General features: G+C 49.0%; 16 protein-coding genes. 5 read left to right on the forward strand and 11 right to left on the reverse strand.

Annotated features, from left to right (window positions below; genetic code table 11):
- Positions 1-8: 8 nt before the first annotated feature.
- Both AABK39_RS13530 and AABK39_RS13535 read left to right on the forward strand, forming a co-directional pair.
- A complete protein-coding gene (locus AABK39_RS13530; RefSeq protein WP_338391870.1) occupies positions 9-1,535 on the forward strand; it encodes a SulP family inorganic anion transporter in 1,527 nt (508 codons plus the stop codon).
- 290 nt (positions 1,536-1,825) lie between these two features.
- A complete protein-coding gene (locus AABK39_RS13535) occupies positions 1,826-2,494 on the forward strand; it encodes a hypothetical protein (RefSeq protein ID WP_338391871.1) in 669 nt (222 codons plus the stop codon).
- Between the two features lie 73 nt (positions 2,495-2,567).
- Here the strand turns inward: AABK39_RS13535 and guaA are convergent, their stop codons facing one another.
- The 3 genes from guaA to AABK39_RS13550 form a co-directional block, all read right to left on the reverse strand.
- Entirely contained in the window at positions 2,568-4,097 is a 1,530-nt protein-coding gene (gene guaA / locus AABK39_RS13540; protein ID WP_338391872.1) for a glutamine-hydrolyzing GMP synthase, read from the reverse strand.
- Positions 4,098-4,385: 288 nt separating this feature from the next.
- On the reverse strand, positions 4,386-5,801 hold the full coding sequence (gene dnaA / locus AABK39_RS13545) for a chromosomal replication initiator protein DnaA (protein WP_338391873.1): 1,416 nt from the start codon (positions 5,799-5,801) through the stop codon (positions 4,386-4,388).
- A gap of 238 nt (positions 5,802-6,039) precedes the next feature.
- Complete coding sequence (locus AABK39_RS13550; RefSeq protein WP_338391874.1) at positions 6,040-7,455, reverse strand: hypothetical protein; 1,416 nt, start codon at positions 7,453-7,455, stop codon at positions 6,040-6,042.
- 516 nt (positions 7,456-7,971) lie between these two features.
- Here AABK39_RS13550 and AABK39_RS13555 point away from each other — a divergent pair.
- The 3 genes from AABK39_RS13555 (at position 7,972) to AABK39_RS13565 (ending at position 12,276) form a co-directional block, all read left to right on the forward strand.
- Positions 7,972-8,448, forward strand: coding sequence for an OsmC family protein (locus AABK39_RS13555; RefSeq protein ID WP_338391875.1), 477 nt, complete (start codon positions 7,972-7,974; stop codon positions 8,446-8,448).
- A gap of 138 nt (positions 8,449-8,586) precedes the next feature.
- The gene (locus AABK39_RS13560; protein ID WP_338391876.1) at positions 8,587-8,988 is read left to right on the forward strand and encodes a group III truncated hemoglobin; all 402 of its coding nucleotides are present in this window, start codon (positions 8,587-8,589) and stop codon (positions 8,986-8,988) included.
- A 357-nt stretch (positions 8,989-9,345) separates the two neighbouring features.
- Positions 9,346-12,276 (forward strand): FAD-binding and (Fe-S)-binding domain-containing protein, encoded by a 2,931-nt coding sequence (locus AABK39_RS13565; protein ID WP_338391877.1) that lies wholly within the window; start codon positions 9,346-9,348, stop codon positions 12,274-12,276.
- A 98-nt stretch (positions 12,277-12,374) separates the two neighbouring features.
- Here AABK39_RS13565 and AABK39_RS13570 read toward each other — a convergent pair whose 3' ends face one another.
- The 8 genes from AABK39_RS13570 to AABK39_RS13605 all read right to left on the reverse strand — a co-directional run bounded on the left by AABK39_RS13570 (position 12,375) and on the right by AABK39_RS13605 (position 20,265).
- Positions 12,375-13,757 (reverse strand): Gfo/Idh/MocA family protein, encoded by a 1,383-nt coding sequence (locus AABK39_RS13570; RefSeq protein WP_338391878.1) that lies wholly within the window; start codon positions 13,755-13,757, stop codon positions 12,375-12,377.
- Between the two features lie 373 nt (positions 13,758-14,130).
- The gene (locus tag AABK39_RS13575) at positions 14,131-14,610 is read right to left on the reverse strand and encodes a hypothetical protein (RefSeq protein WP_338391879.1); all 480 of its coding nucleotides are present in this window, start codon (positions 14,608-14,610) and stop codon (positions 14,131-14,133) included.
- A 57-nt stretch (positions 14,611-14,667) separates the two neighbouring features.
- Positions 14,668-16,062 carry a family 43 glycosylhydrolase gene (locus AABK39_RS13580; RefSeq protein WP_338391880.1) on the reverse strand — a complete coding sequence of 465 codons (1,395 nt, stop codon included), beginning with the start codon at positions 16,060-16,062 and terminating at the stop codon, positions 14,668-14,670.
- A 395-nt stretch (positions 16,063-16,457) separates the two neighbouring features.
- Positions 16,458-16,994 (reverse strand): hypothetical protein, encoded by a 537-nt coding sequence (locus tag AABK39_RS13585; RefSeq protein ID WP_338391881.1) that lies wholly within the window; start codon positions 16,992-16,994, stop codon positions 16,458-16,460.
- A 178-nt stretch (positions 16,995-17,172) separates the two neighbouring features.
- Positions 17,173-17,703, reverse strand: a complete 531-nt coding sequence (locus AABK39_RS13590; protein WP_338391882.1) for a hypothetical protein — start codon at positions 17,701-17,703, stop codon at positions 17,173-17,175.
- A 204-nt stretch (positions 17,704-17,907) separates the two neighbouring features.
- Positions 17,908-18,759 carry an MBL fold metallo-hydrolase gene (locus tag AABK39_RS13595; RefSeq protein ID WP_338391883.1) on the reverse strand — a complete coding sequence of 284 codons (852 nt, stop codon included), beginning with the start codon at positions 18,757-18,759 and terminating at the stop codon, positions 17,908-17,910.
- Between the two features lie 283 nt (positions 18,760-19,042).
- The gene (locus AABK39_RS13600; protein ID WP_338391884.1) at positions 19,043-19,780 is read right to left on the reverse strand and encodes an SDR family NAD(P)-dependent oxidoreductase; all 738 of its coding nucleotides are present in this window, start codon (positions 19,778-19,780) and stop codon (positions 19,043-19,045) included.
- Positions 19,781-19,851: 71 nt separating this feature from the next.
- Positions 19,852-20,265 carry a DUF4440 domain-containing protein gene (locus tag AABK39_RS13605; protein ID WP_338391885.1) on the reverse strand — a complete coding sequence of 138 codons (414 nt, stop codon included), beginning with the start codon at positions 20,263-20,265 and terminating at the stop codon, positions 19,852-19,854.
- Positions 20,266-20,843: the final 578 nt, after the last annotated feature.

Below are 20,843 nucleotides of genomic sequence, written 5' to 3' on the forward strand. Positions count from 1 at the left end.
ACTGAGAAATGTTGAAGAACTTTACTTTGAATGGCGCCAATCTTAAAAACGACGTGCTGTCCGGCCTTACGGTAGCCTTGGCCTTGGTACCCGAGGCCGTGGCCTTCGCCTTTGTGGCCGGCGTAGATCCGCTTGTGGGTCTGTACGCCGCTTTTCTCGTAGGCCTGATCACGGCGGCCATCGGCGGACGCCCGGGCATGATTTCCGGAGCCACCGGAGCCTTGGCCGTAGTGATGGTGAGTCTTGTGGCGGACCACGGTGTGGAATACCTCTTCGCCACCGTGGTGCTGATGGGTGTCATACAGGTGTTGGCCGGAGTGCTGAGGCTGGGCAAATTCGTCCGCCTGATTCCGCACCCGGTAATGCTGGGCTTTGTAAACGGCTTGGCTATCGTGATCTTCCTGGCGCAGAAAGGCCAGTTTATGGTAGGCCCAAAAGGCGCCGAAGAGTGGATGACCGGTATGCCTCTGTTCCTGATGCTCGGTTTGGTGGCTTTGACTATGGCCATTATCCATTTCCTTCCGAAACTCACCAAAGCGATTCCGTCCTCATTGGCGGCGATCGTTATCGTTTCGCTTATCGTTATCTTCGGTGGTCTTGAGACCCGTACCGTGGGCGATTTGGCCAAGATCTCCGGATCGTTCCCCGAATTCCATTTCCCAACCGTTCCTCTTAACTGGGAAACATTCCAAATTATCCTGCCCTATTCAGTAATCTTGGCGGCAATCGGTCTGATCGAATCGTTGATGACACTTTCGCTCGTTGACGAAGTGACGGAAACGCACGGTAACTCAAACCGCGAGTGCGTAGCGCAGGGTACGGCCAATATCGTTACCGGATTCTTCGGCGGTATGGGCGGTTGCGCCATGATCGGCCAGAGTATGATCAACGTAAACTCAGGCGGACGTGGCAGAGCTTCGGGCATCTCAGCAGCGCTGTTTCTGCTGATCTTTATCCTGTTCGCCGGCTCATTGATCGAAATGATTCCTATCGCGGCGCTTACGGGCGTTATGTTTATGGTTGTGATCGGCACGTTCGCTTGGTCGAGCTTCCGTATTCTGCACAAAATCCCTGTTACCGACGCTTTCGTTCTGATCTTGGTATCGGGCCTTACCGTGGCCTTTGACTTGGCTATCGCCGTTGCCGCAGGTATCGTAGTGTCGGCTTTGGTTTTCGCCTGGGAAAACGCCACCCGAATCCGCGCGCGCAAACGCGAGGAGAAGGGCGTAAAATATTACGAGATTTTCGGCCCGTTGTTCTTCGGCTCGGTAAAAGCCTTCAACGAGAAATTCGACCCGAAAAATGACCCGCAGATAGTAGTGGTGGACTTCATCGAGTCCCGCGTATGCGACCACTCCGGCCTCGACGCCATCAACAAACTGGCCGAACGCTACGAGCGCGAAGGCAAGGAACTTCATTTGCGTCACCTCAGCTCCGACTGCCGTCGACTGCTGAGCAAAGCCGGCAAGCTGGTAGACGTAAACGTAATCGAGGATCCGGAATACCAAGTGGCCCTCGACTCAAAACCTATTTGACAAAGCTGATTTTGTCGAACCCGAAACGGAAGGCTCCAAGAGTCTTCCGTTTTTATTTTTGCCCAAAAAAGCGCAACCGCATGAATTGTTTTAGCCTGTCAAGGGCTTTGAAGCCTGCCTTAATCCCATTACTTTTATAACTGGTAAATTCATCTCGTTGGTATTTGGTATCCGGTATTACGTATTAGGAACTGCCCTGATAGATATATCTCCAGTCAAAAATACACACCAACTCAAGACCTGAGACCTAATACCTAAGACTTAATACCAAAAAATTAAGCAGGACAGGAATGAAGAAGATATTGACGACAGTTTTCGTTTTGGCGATGGCGCTCTGGCAACCGACCATGGCGCAAGACCAAGCGTCGTTGTATCCGAACCTGAGATATTTTACCAAAAAAGTAAGAAAGAGCTTTCCGGAAATCAGCGACGATAGAAAAGCCACACTGAAACGTATCGGATTATATATTAAAGAGAAAAAAAACAAAGGCGAAACAGCCCATATCAAATTTGTGGGTAAAGATCTGGACGCTTCCACCGTGTACGCATACACTTGGGCCAAAATGGCCACGCATTTTTACTCCGTAAAAGGCGTGGAGATAAGCCTCTACAACCAAAACGGTAACACCGCCCGATCGGATATTTTCTCCCCTTTGGAAAAAGCGGGGTTTATTGTCTACAAGGATTCTGTTCCTTCCTACGATTTTTTCAGAATAGATTTTGCGTTTGGGCCCGTTTCCTGCAAAATATTCCCAACGGTAAATAAAAAGAAACACAAACCCAATTACGAATCGCCGGAGTTACTCGTATTCACTTACGTACCGGAGAATCCCAAATACAAAAACTACCTGATCCTGAACAAAAGACTACCGGAAGACCTGACGGCGCTCAACAGGCAAACGGCATTGGAATGGCTTTATATCTTCGCCCATTTCCGGAAAAAAACAACCAGCCACTAGGCTGAAAAGCGCATAAAAAAATCCCCTCCGTCACTGCGCAGGGGATTCGTTCAAAACAGGAATTTTTTCAGGATTATTCCCATTCGATAGTGGCCGGCGGTTTAGAGCTGATGTCATACACCACTCGGTTTACGCCTTTCACTTGGTTAATGATGTTGTTTGACACTTCGGCCAAGAAATCGTAAGGCAAATGCACCCAATCGGCGGTCATACCGTCGCGGCTACTTACGGCGCGCAAAGCCACTACGCTTTCGTAAGTACGCTCATCGCCCATTACGCCTACCGACTGTACCGGCAACAGCATTGCTCCAGCCTGCCAAACGTCGTCGTAAAGGCCTTTGTCTCTCAGACCTTTGATAAAGATGTGGTCCACTTCCTGAAGGATGCGCACTTTTTCGGCTGTCACATCACCCAAGATACGGATACCCAAACCTGGGCCCGGGAACGGATGGCGTCCCAAAAGCTTGGCGTCGATGCCCATTGATTTGCCCACGCGACGAACTTCGTCTTTGAACAGGGTGTTCAACGGCTCCACGACTTTCAGTTTCATAAAGTCCGGCAAACCGCCCACGTTGTGGTGCGACTTGATAGTGGCCGACGGCCCTTTTACAGAAACCGACTCAATCACGTCAGGATAAATAGTTCCCTGACCGAGCCATTTAGCGTCTTCCACTTTGTGCGATTCGGCGTCGAAAACGTCGATAAACACTTTGCCGATAGCTTTACGCTTCTTCTCAGGATCGGTAAGGCCTTCGAGTTCTTTGTAGAACAAATCCTTGGCATTCACGCCTTTGATATTGAGGCCCATGTGCTTGTAAGAGTCCAGCACGTCCTCGAATTCGTTCTTTCTCAACAGCCCGTTGTCCACGAAGATACAGTGCAAACGGTCACCGATCGCCTTGTGCAACAATACGGCGGCCACTGTAGAGTCCACGCCGCCCGAAAGGCCCATGATCACTTTATCGTTGCCCAATTTCGCTTTCAGCTCCGCAACCGTGCTTTCCACGAAAGAGTCCGGCGTCCAAGACTGGCTGCATCCGCAAACTCCGACAATAAAGTTTTTCAAAAGGGTCAATCCGTCCAGAGAGTGCGTCACTTCCGGGTGGAACTGGATAGCGAAAGTGTCCTCGCCTTTTACGTGGTAGGCCGCGCATTCAACGGACTCGGTAGAAGCCACAATTTCGAATCCTTCGGGAAGGCTCTTGATAGTGTCGCCGTGCGACATCCAAACCTGCGAATTCAAAGGAATGTCTTTCATCAACGGACAAGCGTTATCCACTTTCGTAAGATTCGCTCTTCCGTACTCACGGATAGTCGATGGCAAAACCTCGCCTCCATTATGGAAGGCCATGTATTGCGCTCCGTAACAAACGCCCAACAACGGCAACTTTCCTCTGTAAGGAGTCAGGTCGATCACCGGAGCGTCCTCGTCGCGTACGGAATGGGGACTGCCGGACAAGATCACGCCCACTACGTCCTCAGACAGCTCGGGAAGGTTGTTGTAAGGGTGAATTTCACAATAAACATTGAGTTCACGCACGCGCCTGGCTATCAGCTGCGTGTACTGTGAACCGAAATCGATGATTAAGATCTGCTCTGCCATGCTGCAAAATTAACATTCGCCCCGTTTTTGCCCTCATAGGGACGGGCTTATTTTCAGAAATCGATTTTATCACTTCAGAAAATGGGCATGGGGCATTTGGTATGAGGTATTAAGTGTTTTTCTCTGGGAGAAAGTACAAACGTGTGGCTTTGTTATACTATTAGAATTTCAAAAAGGGACCAAAGACCTAAGGCTAAAAAACACCCACAAACAAAAAAGCCGCTCGGCTTAGAACCGGACGGCTGGTATATTTTATTCCGAAAAAATCGGATTACGCACAAGCGACAATTACGCCCGCACCTTGATTTTCTTTTCCAATTCCTGAATATGCCCTTTGTACTGCGAATCTTCCTCAAGCATATCATTCACCGACTGAACGGCATGGATTACCGTACTGTGGTCACGGCCACCAAAATGGTATCCGATTGATTTGAGGGAATGCTCGGTAAACTCTTTGGAGAAGTACATCGCAATCTGGCGAGCCACCACCAGCTCTTTTTTCCGTGATTTCGCTTTCAGGTCAGCTACGCTCAACGAAAAATGTTCGGCCACCGTTTCCTGAATAGCCTCAATGCTCACCTCCATCTCCACATCATTAACAATGTGCTTCAATGTGGCTTTGGCCATATCAAGGTCGATCTCCTTGCGGACCAAAGACCCTTGGGCCAAAAGCGAGATCAAAACGCCTTCCAACTCGCGAATATTCGTATCGATCGAGTAGGCCAAATATTCCAAAACGTTTTTAGGAATCGTAATTCCGTCGGCCTGCATCTTACGCTCGATAATCGCTTGGCGGGTCTCGTAATCAGGCTGTTGCAAGTCGGCGGTAAGTCCCCATTTGAAACGGGAGAGCAAACGCTCCTGCAAGCCCATAAGATCGCGCGGAGGGCAGTCGCTGGTCATGATGATCTGCTTGCCGGACTGGTGAAGGTGGTTAAACACGTGGAAGAACATTTCCTGCGTTTTCTCCTTGCCCGCCAAAAACTGAACATCGTCCAGAATCAGCACGTCCACCTGCATATAGAAGTTTTGGAACTCCTGCAAGCGGTTCGACTTAAGCGCCTCTATAAATTGGTTGGTGAATTTTTCCGAAGAAACGTAAAGCACAAACTTGTCGGCCAGCTCGATATTGTTCTTTATCTCGTTGCCTATCGCCTGCACTAGGTGGGTTTTGCCCAATCCCACTCCGCCGTACAGCATCAATGGGTTGAACGAAGTGACACCCGGCTTCTGCGCCACAGCGAATCCCGCCGAACGGGCCAAGCGGTTGCAGTCGCCTTCGATGTAGTTTTCGAAAGTATTGTTGGGGTTCAGGTTCGATTCCTGTACGGATTCGTCTACAGCCTTCAGCTCAAAAGGGCTCGTGTAACCGGCCGTAACCGACGGTCCCCTATTGCCATGCTTTTTGTTCGGCAAATTTACCGTGTAGGGCTGATTGCCGTTGTTGCCACGATCGACTACAACGGAATATTCCAAACGCCACTCTCGACCCAGAACTTTGTCGATCGCTTCGCGCAACAAATGTACGTAATGCTCTTCCAGATACTCGTAAAAGAATTGGCTAGGTACCTGAATCGTAATCTTATTGTCCTGAAGCCTCAGCGGCTTTATCGGAGAAAACCACGTATTAAAGCTTTGCTCCCCTACGTTACCCTTGATAAACGCCAGGCATTGTTGCCATATCGCGTGACAATCTAGTTGCATACTCCCTACTCAAGTTGAAGCTTTTGTAACCGCCCGTAAACAAACCCACAAGGTTACAAATGTGCTAAAAAAATCGATGACTTAAAAGCCGCGCCGGTTTCGTTTTTCCGATTCGTATTTCTTTCGGCCCAAAACACAGCTTTTTTACGCTTTAACCAAACATGGCGGGAATATGCTCCCCGCCATGTCGCGTGATTTTCTTGTGTCCAACGTCCGAAACGCTTAGCGGCTTCGGTGATTAAAGACGGAACTGGAGCTGCATAATCGCCAACCCTCTGTGCTCCGCAATTTCGGCTGTAGCGTCAGGGCCTACTGTTCCTTCGTAAAGCGGACGCAACGAATATTGGGCGGAAATCTTGAACCTGTTGCCAGCAACCAGGAAGTTCACACCCATGTCGTATACGGTACCAGCCTCTTTTACGGCATCGAAGTCTTGGTAAGTAAAGCGACCGAAGGGCTGGATACGGGTTTTGCCCAACGAGATGCTTTCAGGGAACAGGTATCCGATCTCCGTCAGGAAAATATCGCCCGTACCGATTACGTAGTAGTTGTTTCCTTTGCCTTGGGGATACTTCGTCGCAGCGTCCGGGGTTTGGCCACTGGCCACGTTCATAATACCAGCTTGGCGGAGATAGTTCTTACCCAATTCATAATGATACCATACGCCATAGTAGGTTAGCGAAGAACCGTTATCAAACGGATTCTCCATCATAAAGTCCACCCCTATTTCCAAGCGGTCTTCTTTTTCCACTTCGAGGGTTGACGGCGCCACTTCCTTCACATAAGCCGCCGATTCAGGATAGAGATTAAAACCTACTCCTAAATTGTATATACGCTTACTACCCAAATAACACATTGGCAAAAAAGGAGACGCCGCGCTTGTCTTATCTCCAAACTGCCAATAAGCGTATCCTTTAACGCTGAATTTTGTCGACCTTATCGCCACCGCGTTATCCACATAAGGATTGTTGTTTGCGTCGCCGTCTATAAGCTCCGAAGCAAGTTTTCCATAAGTGAACGGCTTGCTTAAAGCTATACGGTAATTCAACCGTCCCAACTCTCCAGCGGCGAACATACCTATTTGCCTATAAAACTGATCGTGACGGTTAATGCCCGAGTAGTTCACCAACGGGTTATCCAACGTCAGAAAAGTGAAGCTAGAACAGTTGGAGTAGCGAGACACACCCGCAAACGCGTTCATTCCGGCCCCCAAATAAAACTGGTTGCCCGACGAGACCTTGTACATCCCCCAAAAGTCGTGGATAAACATCGTTGGCCTAGACGTGTGCGACGAGGACGTAGCGATGGAATTGTTGAACGTAACGTTATTGGTACCAAACTGCGTGAACACCGTCAGTCTATCATTATAAGTATACTTGGCCACCAAGCGCATACGTCTCATCGCCATGTCCCAAGTATTGCTTTCCTCCTCGCCGGCGGCGTTGATCGTTCCCGGGTTATTTTCGATGTTGCGCAACCAAAACTGCCCCATAATCGCCACCGAAAGGCTTTGGTTGTCGTTTTTCCCCAATTTCCAAGACAACCCCGTTTTCGGGAAGCCTTCCTTGTCCTTATCGTCGGCGGCTACGGCCTGTCCGGCAACTCCCAATGCAAAAACGAGAGCCAATGCTCTAGATAATAGTCTTCTCATCATTCTGTATAATAATCCAAGCTTCAAAATTAAGCCTGTTCTCAATTTCATTTGCCTCATAAAAGGCACCGACAAAGCTGATCTTTATCACAAACACGCCGAAAAACCGCTCCACGGTCTCCCTTTCAGGTTTTACCCTAACCAAAACGCGCTTGCCAAGAACAGTAATGACCCATCATTGGTCTTTTGATTTCCTCTACTTAATTCCTTCCCGACGCAACACTCTCTCTAGCGTAGAGACATGACTATCAGACGCCCTAACAAATCACAAGCCCGCAATTCACTTTTTTCATTCACTCAAAAACCAAATGAAAAAGGAAAAAAAACGAGTCTACAAACCACTAAGTCAAAAGCAGGGCAAAGAAAACGAATAAAACAGCAAAAAGCACCACAACCAAGCCTTAAAGCCCGAAGAAAAAAGCTTTAGGAAAGCCGGCTAAATTATATCATAATGATTTATAGTCCAAATAATCGAAATTTGCGTAACATTACCGCCGAACCATTAAGAACTCCAGCCTCATGAGCACCCACAACTACCTAATCACCACCGAATGGACCGGCAATAAAGGCCAAGGCACCGCCGGTTACCGCTCCTATAGCCGCGATCACCGATTTATAAGCCAAGGAAAAGCCGATATCGCCGGTTCCTCCGATCCCGCTTTTCTAGGCGATCCTACACGGCACAACCCCGAAGAACTCCTGCTCGCCTCACTTTCCTCTTGCCACATGCTCTGGTATCTGCACCTGTGCGCCGAAGCCGGTATTTCGGTCACCGCATACACCGACAGGGCCACAGCCAAAATGGATGACGGGTCCGCCACAACTCCCGGACGGATGACCGAGGTTATGCTTCGCCCCGAAGTCACTATCGGCGTCGGCGATCCGGAACAGGCCCTAGCTCTACACGCCCAAGCCCACCGCATGTGTTTCATAGCCAACTCTTGCAATTTTCCCGTACGTCACGAACCCGTAATCTCGGCAGAAGCCGATACCTAAATCGCAAACACGACCATAAGGAGACTTTTATGAGTGAACTCATAAACCGTTAGCTCCCCGACCACGTATATTTGTCATTGCCCGCAAACCCATTGCGAAACTAAAACAACAATCACTAAAACCATCCGTAGCAAACCTATGGAAGACATAAAAGGAAGGGCCGACGTGGAATGGCTCGTCGACGACTTTTATGAGAAAGTCAGGAAAGACCCTCTTTTGGGGCCAATTTTCGACGATGTCATGAAAGTGGACTGGAGCAAGCACCTGCCCATCATGTACGACTTCTGGGAGACCAACATCTTCGGCGTAGCCAAATACAAAGGACGCCCAATTGAGGCCCACGCCAAAGTGCACGATCGGGCGCCGATGGAACAGGCGTTATTTGACCGTTGGCTAGAGTTGTTCGACAAAACCATCGACGAAAACTTCGAAGGAATCCGGGCCACTACGCTCAAAAAACACGCCGCCAGCATCGCCGGAATCATGCATTTCAAAGTCAACCATCCCGGTGATATCCGTATGGCTCCGCCAAAAAAATAATAAGACACAAACGTCAAATACCAATCGCTTTCGCCACGCCGAAAGTTCAGAAGGAAATGGCCCAAGCTTTCCAAACGGCTTGGTGTCACCCTCCTTCTAATATCTAAGAAAAAGCCATTCTCCTTACGACTTTCACAATCGTAATGATATTTTTTTGACATCAATACATTATTTTTACTCCCAAAATAAGGATCTCGCAGAACCGGAACTGTGAATTTTCTATCGCCCCGCGTTTTTTCAGCGCATGCGTTTCGTTCACGAGTACCTGTTTTCGGTTGCGAAAAACGGCGTTTACGACCGCTATAAGCGGAAAACGCCCTGGAGCCCGCAACCGCCAAGACCGTTTAGCTACTTGTTATGATCTCTACCCCGAAGCTACAAGCTCTGGCCGCCGAACTCGACGGCGACCTTTTTTTCGACGACACCATGCGTACGCTTTACGCCACCGACGCCTCCGCTTACCGCGAGACGCCGACGGCCGTAGCCGTGCCCGCCACCGAAAGCGACATCAAAAAACTTATACTCTTCGCCAAAGAGAACGGCACTTCCGTGATTCCCCGCACCGCCGGGACATCACTGGCAGGGCAGGTAGTGGGCGGAGGCATAGTGGTGGACGTATCCAAACGCTTCAAGGAAATCATAGAGGTAAACGAAGCCGAAGGTTGGGCAAGGGTACAGCCCGGCATAGTGCGCGACGTGCTCAACATCAAGCTCAAGGAGAGAAACCTGTACTACGGGCCGGAAACCTCCACCGCAAACCGCGCCATGATAGGCGGCATGGTGGGCAACAACTCCTGCGGGGCCAACTCCATAGTATACGGCAGCGCCCGCGACCAGCTGATCTCGGTAAAGGGATTTCTCAGCGACGGTTCGCAAACCGAATTCACCGATATTACGGTCGAAGAGTTCGAACAGAAATGCCAAGGCCCCGACAGCCTCGAAACATCGGTGTACAGGCAGGTGAGGGAAATCCTGTCGGCGCCGGAAAACCAGGAAGAGATCAGGAAGGAATTCCCGAAGCCGTCGATCAAAAGACGAAATACCGGCTACGCCATAGACCTGTTGCTGGAAACGGAGCCTTTTACCGAAGGGGCCGAACCGTTTAACTTCTGCAAACTTATAGCGGGATCGGAAGGCACCTTGATGTTCGTTACGGAGCTGAAGGTAAAACTAGCCCCACTCCCGCCCAAACACAAGGCGCTGGTGTGTACGCACTTCCATACCATAGACGAATCGCTCAGGGCCAATATCGCCTGTTTGGCCTTCAGGCCCAGCGCCTCCGAGCTGATCGACAAGTTCATAATGGACTGCACCAAAGAGAATATAGCCCAGCGAGAAAACCGTTTCTTTATAGACGGGGATCCGGGGGCCATATTGGTGGTGGAGATAGCCCGGGACACCGAAGAGGAGCGCGACCGCGACGTGGCCGCCATGATAGCCGACTTCAAAGCCAAGGGCTACGGCTACCACTATCCCGTACTGTACGGCAACGACATGAAGAAAATCTGGGCCCTGCGCAAAGCCGGCCTGGGTTTGCTCTCCAACATTCCCGGCGACGCCAAGCCGGCGCCGGTGATTGAGGACACGGCCGTGGATCCGGAAGACCTGCCGGAATATATCCGCGAATTCAACGTGACGCTGGACAAGCGCGGACTCAGCTGCGTACACTACGCCCACGCCGGCACAGGCGAACTGCACCTGCGCCCCATAATCAACCTCAAGACCGAAGAGGGCAACGAGATGTTCCACACCATAGCGGACGACATCGCCAAATTGGTCAAGAAATACAGAGGGTCGCTCAGTGGCGAACACGGCGACGGACGCCTGCGCGGGGAGTTTATCCCGTATATGGTGGGCGAAAAGAACTTCAAGCTGATAAAGCGAGTAAAAAGGGCCTGGGATCCGCACAACGTATTCAACCCGGGCAAGATAGTGGACACGCCGAAAATGAACGAGCATTTGCGCTACGTTCCCGGGCAGGCCACTCCGGAATACGACACGGTGTTCGACTTTACCGGCGACGAGGGCATACTCCGCGGCGCCGAACGCTGCAACGGCTCCGGCGACTGCCGGAAAACGGAACTTTCGGGCGGTACCATGTGCCCTAGCTATATGGCCACCGGCGACGAAAAACATACCACCCGCGCCCGCGCCAACGTAATGCGCGAAGCCCTGACGGCCAAAACCGAAGGGGGCCAACTCCCCGCCGACGAAATGGTGAAAGAAGTGATGGATTTGTGCCTGTCGTGCAAGGGCTGTAAGTCCGAATGCCCGTCGAACGTGGACTTGGCCAAGCTCAAAGCCGAATTTCTGCAACACTATTACGACCAGAAAGGGGCTCCGTTCCGCGCCCAGATGATCGCCTACACGCCACAAGCCAACAAAATGGCCGAATTGGCGCCGTGGGCCTACAATATGGTATTCGGAAACGAGTGGCTGGCCAAACCCGCCAAGAAAATGATGGGCTTCGCTACGGAAAGAAGCATTCCCCTCCTCCACAAAACCACCCTGAACAAATGGTTTGACCAAAACGGAGGCTATGTGGAAGCGCCCAAGCGCAAAGTGTTCCTTTTCTCCGACGAGTTCACCAACTACAACGACACGCCGATAGGCATCACCACCATCAAACTGTTGACGGCACTGGGTTACGAAGTCGAGATCCCGAAACATATAGAAAGCGGCAGGACATTCCTTTCGAAAGGATTTTTGAAAAAGGCCCGAAAGGTAGCCAGCAAAAACGTGGCTATGCTCAAAGATCTTATCAGCGAAGAGAGCCCGCTACTGGGCGTGGAGCCGTCGGCGATCCTCACTTTCCGCGACGAGTACAAAGACCTGCTCCGCGGACAGGAGCAAAAAGACGCCGAACAGTTGGCCGGGAACGTCTTGACCATAGACGAATTTTTGGCCCGGGAGCTGGACGCCAGCAGAATTACGCCGGACATGTTCCACACCGACAAAAAACTCATCAAAGTCCACGGACATTGCCACCAAAAGGCCCTATCGTCTTTGGTGCCGATGAAAAAGATCCTCTCCGCCCCGGCCAATTACGAGGTCCATATGATACCGTCGGGATGTTGCGGAATGGCCGGGTCGTTCGGCTATGAAGAGGAACACTACGAAACTTCTATGGCCGTGGGCGAGCTGGTACTTTTCCCCACCGTCCGCAAACAGGCCAAAGACACGGTGATCTGCGCGCCCGGCACCAGTTGTCGCCACCAGATAAAAGACGGTACCGGCAGGCAAGCCCTCCACCCGGTGGAAATTCTTTGGAACGCTTTGACTCAGTAAGCTGAAATACCGACTCCAAAAAAAGCGAAAATGAAAACGACCGTAAAAATACGGTCGTTTTTAATTTGAAGAGCCTTAAAACCTTTGGCTAAAATACCCTAGAAAAAATACTCGTCCTGTTTCGGGTAGACCGGCTTGCGCTTTATCCATTGGCCTTTCGTAAAATCGGGAAAATCTTGGGGCTCGCCATTATTCGCTATGGATCTTTCCGACAAAGGCGTGATTGAGCACCAAGCCGCGGCGTCATAAACATCCAACGGCGTATCGGACTGGGCTTTAATCGATTCCACAAAAGCGTGCAACACAAAAAAGTCCATACCTCCGTAAGTGGTCTTTTTGGCCTCTTCCTCATACTTCTTCCATAGCGGATGATCGTACTTTTTCAGCCACACCTCCGACTCGTCCCATTTCCTCGGCTTGCTTTCTCCGTCTATGTAGACTTTGTTAGCGTCTTTTTCCCACAGCCCTCTTGTTCCCTGCACCCTGAAATCGAGTGAATAGGGACGCGGTAAATTCGTGTCGTGCGTAACGATAATCGACTCCCCGTTGGCCGTTTTTATTATCGAAGTCACTATATCCCCCAATTTAAAGCGCACTTTGGCGTTCGGGTGGTCAGCGCCGCCGTTTTTCACCACATACTCATGCAAGCCTCTGGATTTGGTGGCCACGGAAGTCAAAGACATAAAACGGTTCCCCCGGTTTATATTCATCATCACGGCCATCGGCCCTATGCCGTGTGTAGGATAGATGTCGGCATTGCGATGAACGGAATGCTGTGTGCGCCAGCGGGCCTCGGCTATCGCCTTTTCGCCAAATTCCACCCCTCCGCCATACCACTGTTTTCCATCGTTAAATTTTTCGTAACGCATATCATACAGGTAACCGCAACGGCCGTGGACCAACTCACCGAACACGTCGTGTCTTACCATATTCAGCACCGCCATTACATCACGTCGATAACATACGTTCTCCAACATCATGCACGGCACACCGGTCTCCTCATAAGTGTTCACCAAATCCCAACACTCCGCCATAGTCGTGGTAGCGGGGACTTCCACGCCGGCATACACTCCCGCCCGCATAGCCGTCACGCACATCACCGTATGCCAAAGCCATGGAGTCGATATGATTACGCCGTCAAGTTCAACTTCTTTCAGCATTTTTTCCCAAGCCGATTCTCTGTGAGCGTAAAAAACCGTCTTGTTATGCCCGGCCTTTTCCAACATCTCCTTGGCGATTTTTATCCTCGCCGGATCAATATCGCACACCGCCGGCACGACAATGTCCTCCCGCTTCAGGGCGTTGGACAAATGCTGTATACCGCGCAAACCCACGCCGATAAAGCCCAATCTGACTTTCCCCGCTTTCTTCCCCCCCTTTTTCCGGTCGTTTTGTTTCGACAAGGCAAAATCGGGCAACATCGAAATCCCCAAGCCAGCCATAGCCGACTTTTTCACAAATGATCTTCTTGTATCGCTCATAAATCAAAAAAATTGTGGTGAATAGTGTATTCCGGCGACGAAAACGCCGTCGTAAAAAAGCCGGCTATCAGGAAACACGGCCAAAAATCCCGTAAGGCAACGGGAAGAAATCCTTATAAACTACCTCTCCGCGATACAGGCAAACTAGACGCTCCAGCCTAAGGCCACAAACCCGGAATCCAACAAAACCGATTACCCCCTTAGAATGCAACGGATTCCGGCACCTTCAAAAAATTCTGTAAAAAAAGCCGACGATTTCTCGCCGGCCTTCTTATTACCCCTCATTTCTCCTCTTATTCAGCCTAGGGCATAAAAACCACATACCCAACGTTTTATTTACAAAAAATCTCCCACATTTTGCGCATATACGCTCTCAGTAGTCTGTAATTTCATCCGATGCTGTTAAATCACGAATTACAGGCACTTCATCAGATTTCTTTAGGAATCTTCCTGATACGTTCACTCCCAAACCAAAACAACAAGCTCCATATTGTCGTTCCGAAACTTGCCGAACAAGAACAGCTTCCTTCAAAAAAGAGAATGTAATAACACAACTGGTATCACATTCGGAAATGTATTTGGTCAATCCGTTACTGTCAACAGACAAAGTATCTATAAACGACCCCGAATTATATCCCGGCGCTCCATTATTCAGCATCAATGATATCGAAATTCGATTATCGGTAATTTCCTTTACCAAAAGCTTCCCGTGTTTACCGAATCTCTCACCATCTTTCATATAGCTTTTTGAGTCTAACACATAAATGCCCGTTAGATCTCTAGAGGACTGAAAAACATAGCTTCCGCAAAGAATAAGAGTACAGAAAAGAGTATAAAAATGTAGCTTTCTCATCTTTATAAAGGTACTCAATCCCTTGATGTCACTCCTGTTTTTTCTGATTTTAGGCCTTTATCTACAAAAAACCTCCCACACCCCGGGTGCCTTGTTCTTTTTCGTGGATCCCGTGATGGTAAGTTTAACAAAACGGGCCTTTGCCCTACCTTTACTTACGGCCGGCGCTTTCAGTTCAGCCTTTTTTGTTTTGTCGTCGAAAAGCTTCCACTCTTTTCCGTCTTCCGAACAATCGATGCGATAAAAGTAGCGTTCGGTCATATACTCAAAGAAAATCCGCACCTCTTTCAGGCTTTTCTTTTCGCCAAGGTCTATTTCCAGCGTCTGCGGATAAGTGTTCTCCGCGGCGCGCCACATAGTACGGTAGTCTTGGTCGGTCACCCCTTCCGGGCCGAAGACAGGGCTCGCCACCGACGACGCCTTTACGGGCTTGTCCAAGGCCAAATTCCCGTCCACGGCAAGCGGACCACCCAACGGATTAACGCCCTTGAAAGTAGGCTTGACGCTGATCATCCTTCCGTTTTTGTCAAACTTCAGGCGCTCCACCGCCACTTGACGGTACAAATCAGAGCCCTTGCGGTAAGGGTCCGCCTTGCGGTGGTAGACCATATAGTAGGCCGTATCCATATCCAACACCGAGTTATGGCCTGTCGAAATCAGGTTTTGCTCGGGTATCGGCTTAATGACCGGCTCATACGGCCCGCCCTTTACATTATGCGGCGTATACGGGCCCCATACCGACCCTTTGCTGTACGCTACATTGACGTGATAAGAACCGCTCAGACTGCCATTGGAATACAACATATAGTAAATCCCGTCTCGCTTGAACATTCCCGGTCCTTCGAACAGATCAAAATTTTGGTAGACCATACGGGGCTCTCCGTCAAACTCTATCATATTCGGCTTCAGCTTGCCCATCCATATGGAATACTTCCCTTCTTTTTTAGGGCCTTGGTACACCAAGTAATAAGATCCGTCGTCATCCTTAAACACTTCGGCGTCGAACATCTCCGGCGCCACGGGCTTACCGGCGTTCTCTTCCTTCCAAGGTCCCAAAGGAGACTCGGCCGAAACGACAAAGCAATCGTAACCGTCCTTGACAAAGTACATATAATAGCGCCCGTCCGGACCTTTGGTCACCGACGGCGCCCAATGCTTTTCGCTCCAATACGGAAAAGCGTCGGGGTACGGATAGTTGAAAAATTCCCAGTTGCGAAAATCCTTGGACTTCCAGACACCGAACGGTCCGTTGGTAAACTTCCCGACATCATAGCCGTCGGTGGTGGCGTAAATATAGCAGGTGCCGTCATCGTCCCGGAAAATGGAAGGGTCGGCGAAATAGCCCGGCACTACGGGGTTGCCGTTTGTGGGCCTAATATTCTGTACACTCTCTTTTTTTGCGGTGGCGCAAGCCGAGAGCAAAACCGCAATCACAAAAGTCAGGTATCTCATCTCGTATAGCATATGTTGCTCCCCAAGGTAAATACCCTTATCGCTAGACTCGCTTTCGGAGACATTCTCCCCGCTATACTTAGCGATAAAGCCCCTTCGGCAACATACACATCAAAGAATCATCGTACCGAGTCAAGCAGGTTACCGACAGCAAACGGGCCGAAATGCGTACCGTAAAGGACTATAAGCCCCCACCTGTGACGAAAAACCTCATATAGAAACAGGCCCCTAGTTTCACTATTCTTAAAAAAATATGTTGTTCGCCCCAACCCACCGACACAAAAAAAGCCGGCACAAATTGCCGGCTCATTTTCCAATGCCTTTGCCCATATGCCAAGGCCGGGTACGGAGGCCTTGCGCTCCCCGCCCCGGACCGATGCATATGAAGAAAGAAATTACTCCGAGTATTCGTAAACCTCGCCCAAAAACGAAACCGAGCAGGGGCCTATCTTGCCCGCGGCCACGTAGTTGGTCAAGTAATCGCGCATACCCAGCTCCAAAGCCTCTTTCTCTTCGCGCATCATCTTGCCACGCATCAACGCGCGCAAGAAGTTATAACCCTGCTCGCGCACGGCCAAACGACGGTCTATCTGACCGATCTGGTAGCGAAGATTGTGATTTTTGTGCTCCAACTCCGCCACTTGCTTAGCGGGGGTAGCCGGATCGGAGATGCGCTGCAAGTTGGCTTCCAACTGGGCCTGGAAACTCGCGCGGTCGGAAATATACCCTTCCCGCTTTTCCTGACTCCTCGAATTGTCAAGATCCACACGCTCGGTGCGGTTATCTTTGTCCTTGATGACGTAGGCCACGTCATCCGACAAATCCTGCGCCTCTTCTTCGGTAAAGGCGAACGACCGGTAGTTGGCTTCGTTGAATACATCCGAGTATTCAACCTCGCGGGCCAACTTTCCGCTTACTGATGTCTCTGACATCCCTTAAACATTTTGGTTGATTAATCCCCACAAGCTTCCGTCACGTACCGAGATACAGTTACGCTAGGACCGTACCGGAAAAATGGGTTTGGTAAAAAAAGTTTCAAAAAACAGAGGCAAGACTGGAGCCTTGCCGTAAGTGTTGCCACGAGGCTGGAGCCTCGCGGTGGCAGTTCGTTTATTTCCCACAATACTCCTCTGGGTAAAAAGTTTGACCGTCAAACAATGGTGGTCCAGAACCTGATAGGGAATCCAGAAAGTCTCCGATTTTGCCCATTACCAACCATTCTTCCGGCAAACCATAAGTGAGATTGAAAACGTTATAAAAAAACCAGCACGTTGATATTTTCAACGTTTCTAACTGATTCCAGTACAGCTCCGAAAACATCCAGCATCTCCAATGATATTTGTCTTCACTTATTGAAAACTCTTGTGTTTCGGTTTCTATTACATTATCCCACGCCTGAGCGTCTTTAAAAGTTTTCCTTGGTGTAATATTCAGTGATTCAGCGACAAGGCCATTTATCTTCAGAATAAAATCGACATCAATCAACTGTTTCTCTTCCCTTTCCTCCTTCCGCAAAGATCCCCAAAGCTCGTTGAGGTTTTTGCAAATATCGTAAGTCGACAAATTCACCTTATCGGTTTGCGCCAGTAAATGGTGCTCGATAACCGCGATGGGATACAATCCAAACTCATCCTTAAACATTCTTTTATCAGATTAATATTTTTCGAATTTATCAAAAACACCCGATTTTGATTTTTTTGAAAACGATGCCTGTTGTTCTGAAAAAAATAAAAGTCGGGAAAGCCCTAAAAAAACGACACCCCAAAAATCACCATTCTATGGGACTTTTGGGGTATTGATGAACTGAAATCACACCGCGTTCATCTATGAACGCTTAAACTCCTATCACCTTAGCTTCAAGGTCTCGCCATTTTTTGGAGTAAGGATATTACTCACATGTTCTTTCTTGGCCAGTTGCCTTATCTGTTTCCTTGTCACTTTGCAATGGTCCAACGATTCCATATGCGTCGCCACCACGGTAGCTTCAGGGGCCATCTTAGCGACATCAACTGTCTCTTGCGCACCCATCAATATCGTCTCGTTCATAAACACGGCGCCCCCCGAGTTCGTGACCACGACATCCGGCTTATAGGTTTCAATATTATGCCTAATTACATCATCCAAAAGGCAGTCCCCTACAATATAAATTGTCGGGTAGTTTTTCGCCTTCAAAACAAAGCCCGATACTTTCCCGAGCATTTCGTTTATGCTTTCAGGACCGTGAACCCCTGTAGTCCTGATAATTTCCATATTCCCTACTTTAGTACTGCTGTTCAGGACATGGATATTCTTGAACTTTGATTTTTCAACAAGGTCTTTGTCAAAAGGCTGAATATAGATCGGAATATTTTTATCCAAGAAATCCTTCGCCTTTTGGTCAAAGTGATCAAGGTGGGTATGGGTCAAAAGTATAAGGTCAGTGCCTTTCGTCACTTTATCCACGGAAAACGGCAAATCCACTGTCGGATTCAAGTTTTTATTTTGCTCGACAAAAGACATAAAACTATGCTTCTTCCCGAGCATGGGATCCAGCAAAATGCTTTTTCCGGCGTAATCGATCTTAAGAGTCGCGTTTCTTATATGCTGTATAGTCACTTCTTTTTTTGACTTGGCGTAACCGTTAACGCCAAATATCATCATCGCTACAATCATTAAGACCGATGACACTTTCGAGATCTTTGAACTCAACTTTTCCATATTTTTATGATTTGACTATTTCTCACCCAACGAAAATATCGAAGGCAGACACACAGCGTCTCCATCAGAAGACTTTACCGTTCTTCCGTTTCAATAAAAGCATCAGCCTAAGGCTAACTTTCATGAGTGATCAATTAATTCTGAAAGGGGTATTTAAATGAATGGGCAGGCCTAATTAAAAACGGCCCAGCAAAACGTCTAACTAAAAGGCAGACCGCTTAATATGGCTCTCCCAAACCGTATCGTTGACAGTGACGGCATAACTCTACGCTTTATTAATCGATCACAGTCCAAACCCTCCGTCTACTGCTATAACCTGGCCCGTAGCCCAAGCGGCCTCGGGGTCCGCTAGCCATACAATCCAACCGCTAATGTCACTGGGGACTCCTCTTCTGCCCATAGGAGTCATCTCCGCTTCTTTTTCTACGGCAACTTTCGCCTGTTCTTCCGACAAGCCCATCATTCCTGTCAAAGCGCCTGATTCCGTGGAGCCGGGAGCGATGGCGTTTACACGGATATCCGGAGCCAACTCAACAGCCCATGATTTAGTCAAGTAGTCAATAGCCGCCTTGCTCGCCCCGTAGTGCGAGATTCCGGGAATCGCCATACTTGTCACAGCGCTTGAGATGTTTATAATCGCGCCTTTGGATTTCTTCAAATAGGGAATCGAATATTTTGTCAAGAGGCTAGTGCCCACAATGTTCACGGAAAACACATTGGATACCCCTTCGGCCGTAATGTCCTCTATTTTGGATGTCAACCCGGCGCCGACATTATTTACCAACACGTCTATTTTACCCCAAAGCGCGACAGCCTCGCCGACTATAGCCTCGGCGCTGGAGGTGTCGGCGCTATCGGCTACCATATAGTGGATGTTTGGATTAGTATCGGCAACTTGTTTCAGCCTTTCCTCATTACGCCCCGTAATCAGAACCTTATGATTCTTTTTGGCGAAAGCGATAGCCGTTTCACGGCCTATTCCGCCACTGCCTCCTGTTATTATTACCGCTAAACTTTTCATGGAATTCGTTTTTGTTTTGTAATCGGTTGGAAAGCCGGTTTCCTTCGACCCTCCAACTGACAAACTTCAGATCAAAGCGGGCGCAAAAAGATGGCCTCTCTCAAAACCTGCCACCTTCCGTCTTCAAGCCGTAACTCAATATTACAGAGGAGTCTCATTTCCTCCCCGTTCATACCGCTATGTTGCCTCGTAAGTACGCACACGGCGGAGTTGCCGAGAATATGAAAGTCATGCCAATCGGCCCAGGTGTTTAATTGGTTCTTACCTTCTTTGGCCTGTTTCGCGAAGTGTTCGATAAACTCTCTCTTATTATATACCACAACCTTACCGTCAGGCATGACCAAAGTGGTATGAAAATCTTTGTGATAAATCGTCTCCAATGCCTCTACATCAAAATGCGTCGCACGGTCAATCAGATGGTCCATCGCCTCACGGATCGCCTCCTTAGAATGCAAATGATCCTCTGCTTTTGAATTCGTATCCATAGTCATTAGGATTAGAATGAACAATGTATTTAGCGCTTTCATCTTTCAACCTTTCGTTATTCTTAAATGTTGTTCACAAAGGTGGGCCTTTGGTACTGTTTAGTTTTTACCCAAAAGCGTTCATTTACTCCCATTTTGATAAGCGAATAAGCTACACATAAGAATACCCTGAATAAATTGTGACGCAACAACTCGCCCCAATACACTGAAAAACAAAACGAAAGAGATGAATAGATTTTAAACAGCCGAAACAGCCACCCAATTCATGAATGGTCAAAATTCATATAGCGAAGGTCAGGCCCGTAACAGGAGACAGGTAATCAATAAAGCTCAACCACTAATCGCTTCCCGTATCCGCAGGGTGTTTTCAGAATCCAAAAAAATTGCGGTATACAAGGTAGAGTCCGTCATCAGATACGGGCCGAACAAAAAAATAGGCGTATTAGAGAATTTATATCTGGCAACCAGAAGCCTTATTAAAAAACACGAAAGGCCAAAAAAGTATATTGCGGTACTCAGGCTATTTCTATTGGGTGAATATCATAAAGGTTATCACGAATAACACCGCACATAACAGA

Origin of the sequence: Fulvitalea axinellae (genome assembly GCF_036492835.1) — a bacterium.
GTDB classification, from domain to species: domain Bacteria; phylum Bacteroidota; class Bacteroidia; order Cytophagales; family Cyclobacteriaceae; genus Fulvitalea; species Fulvitalea axinellae.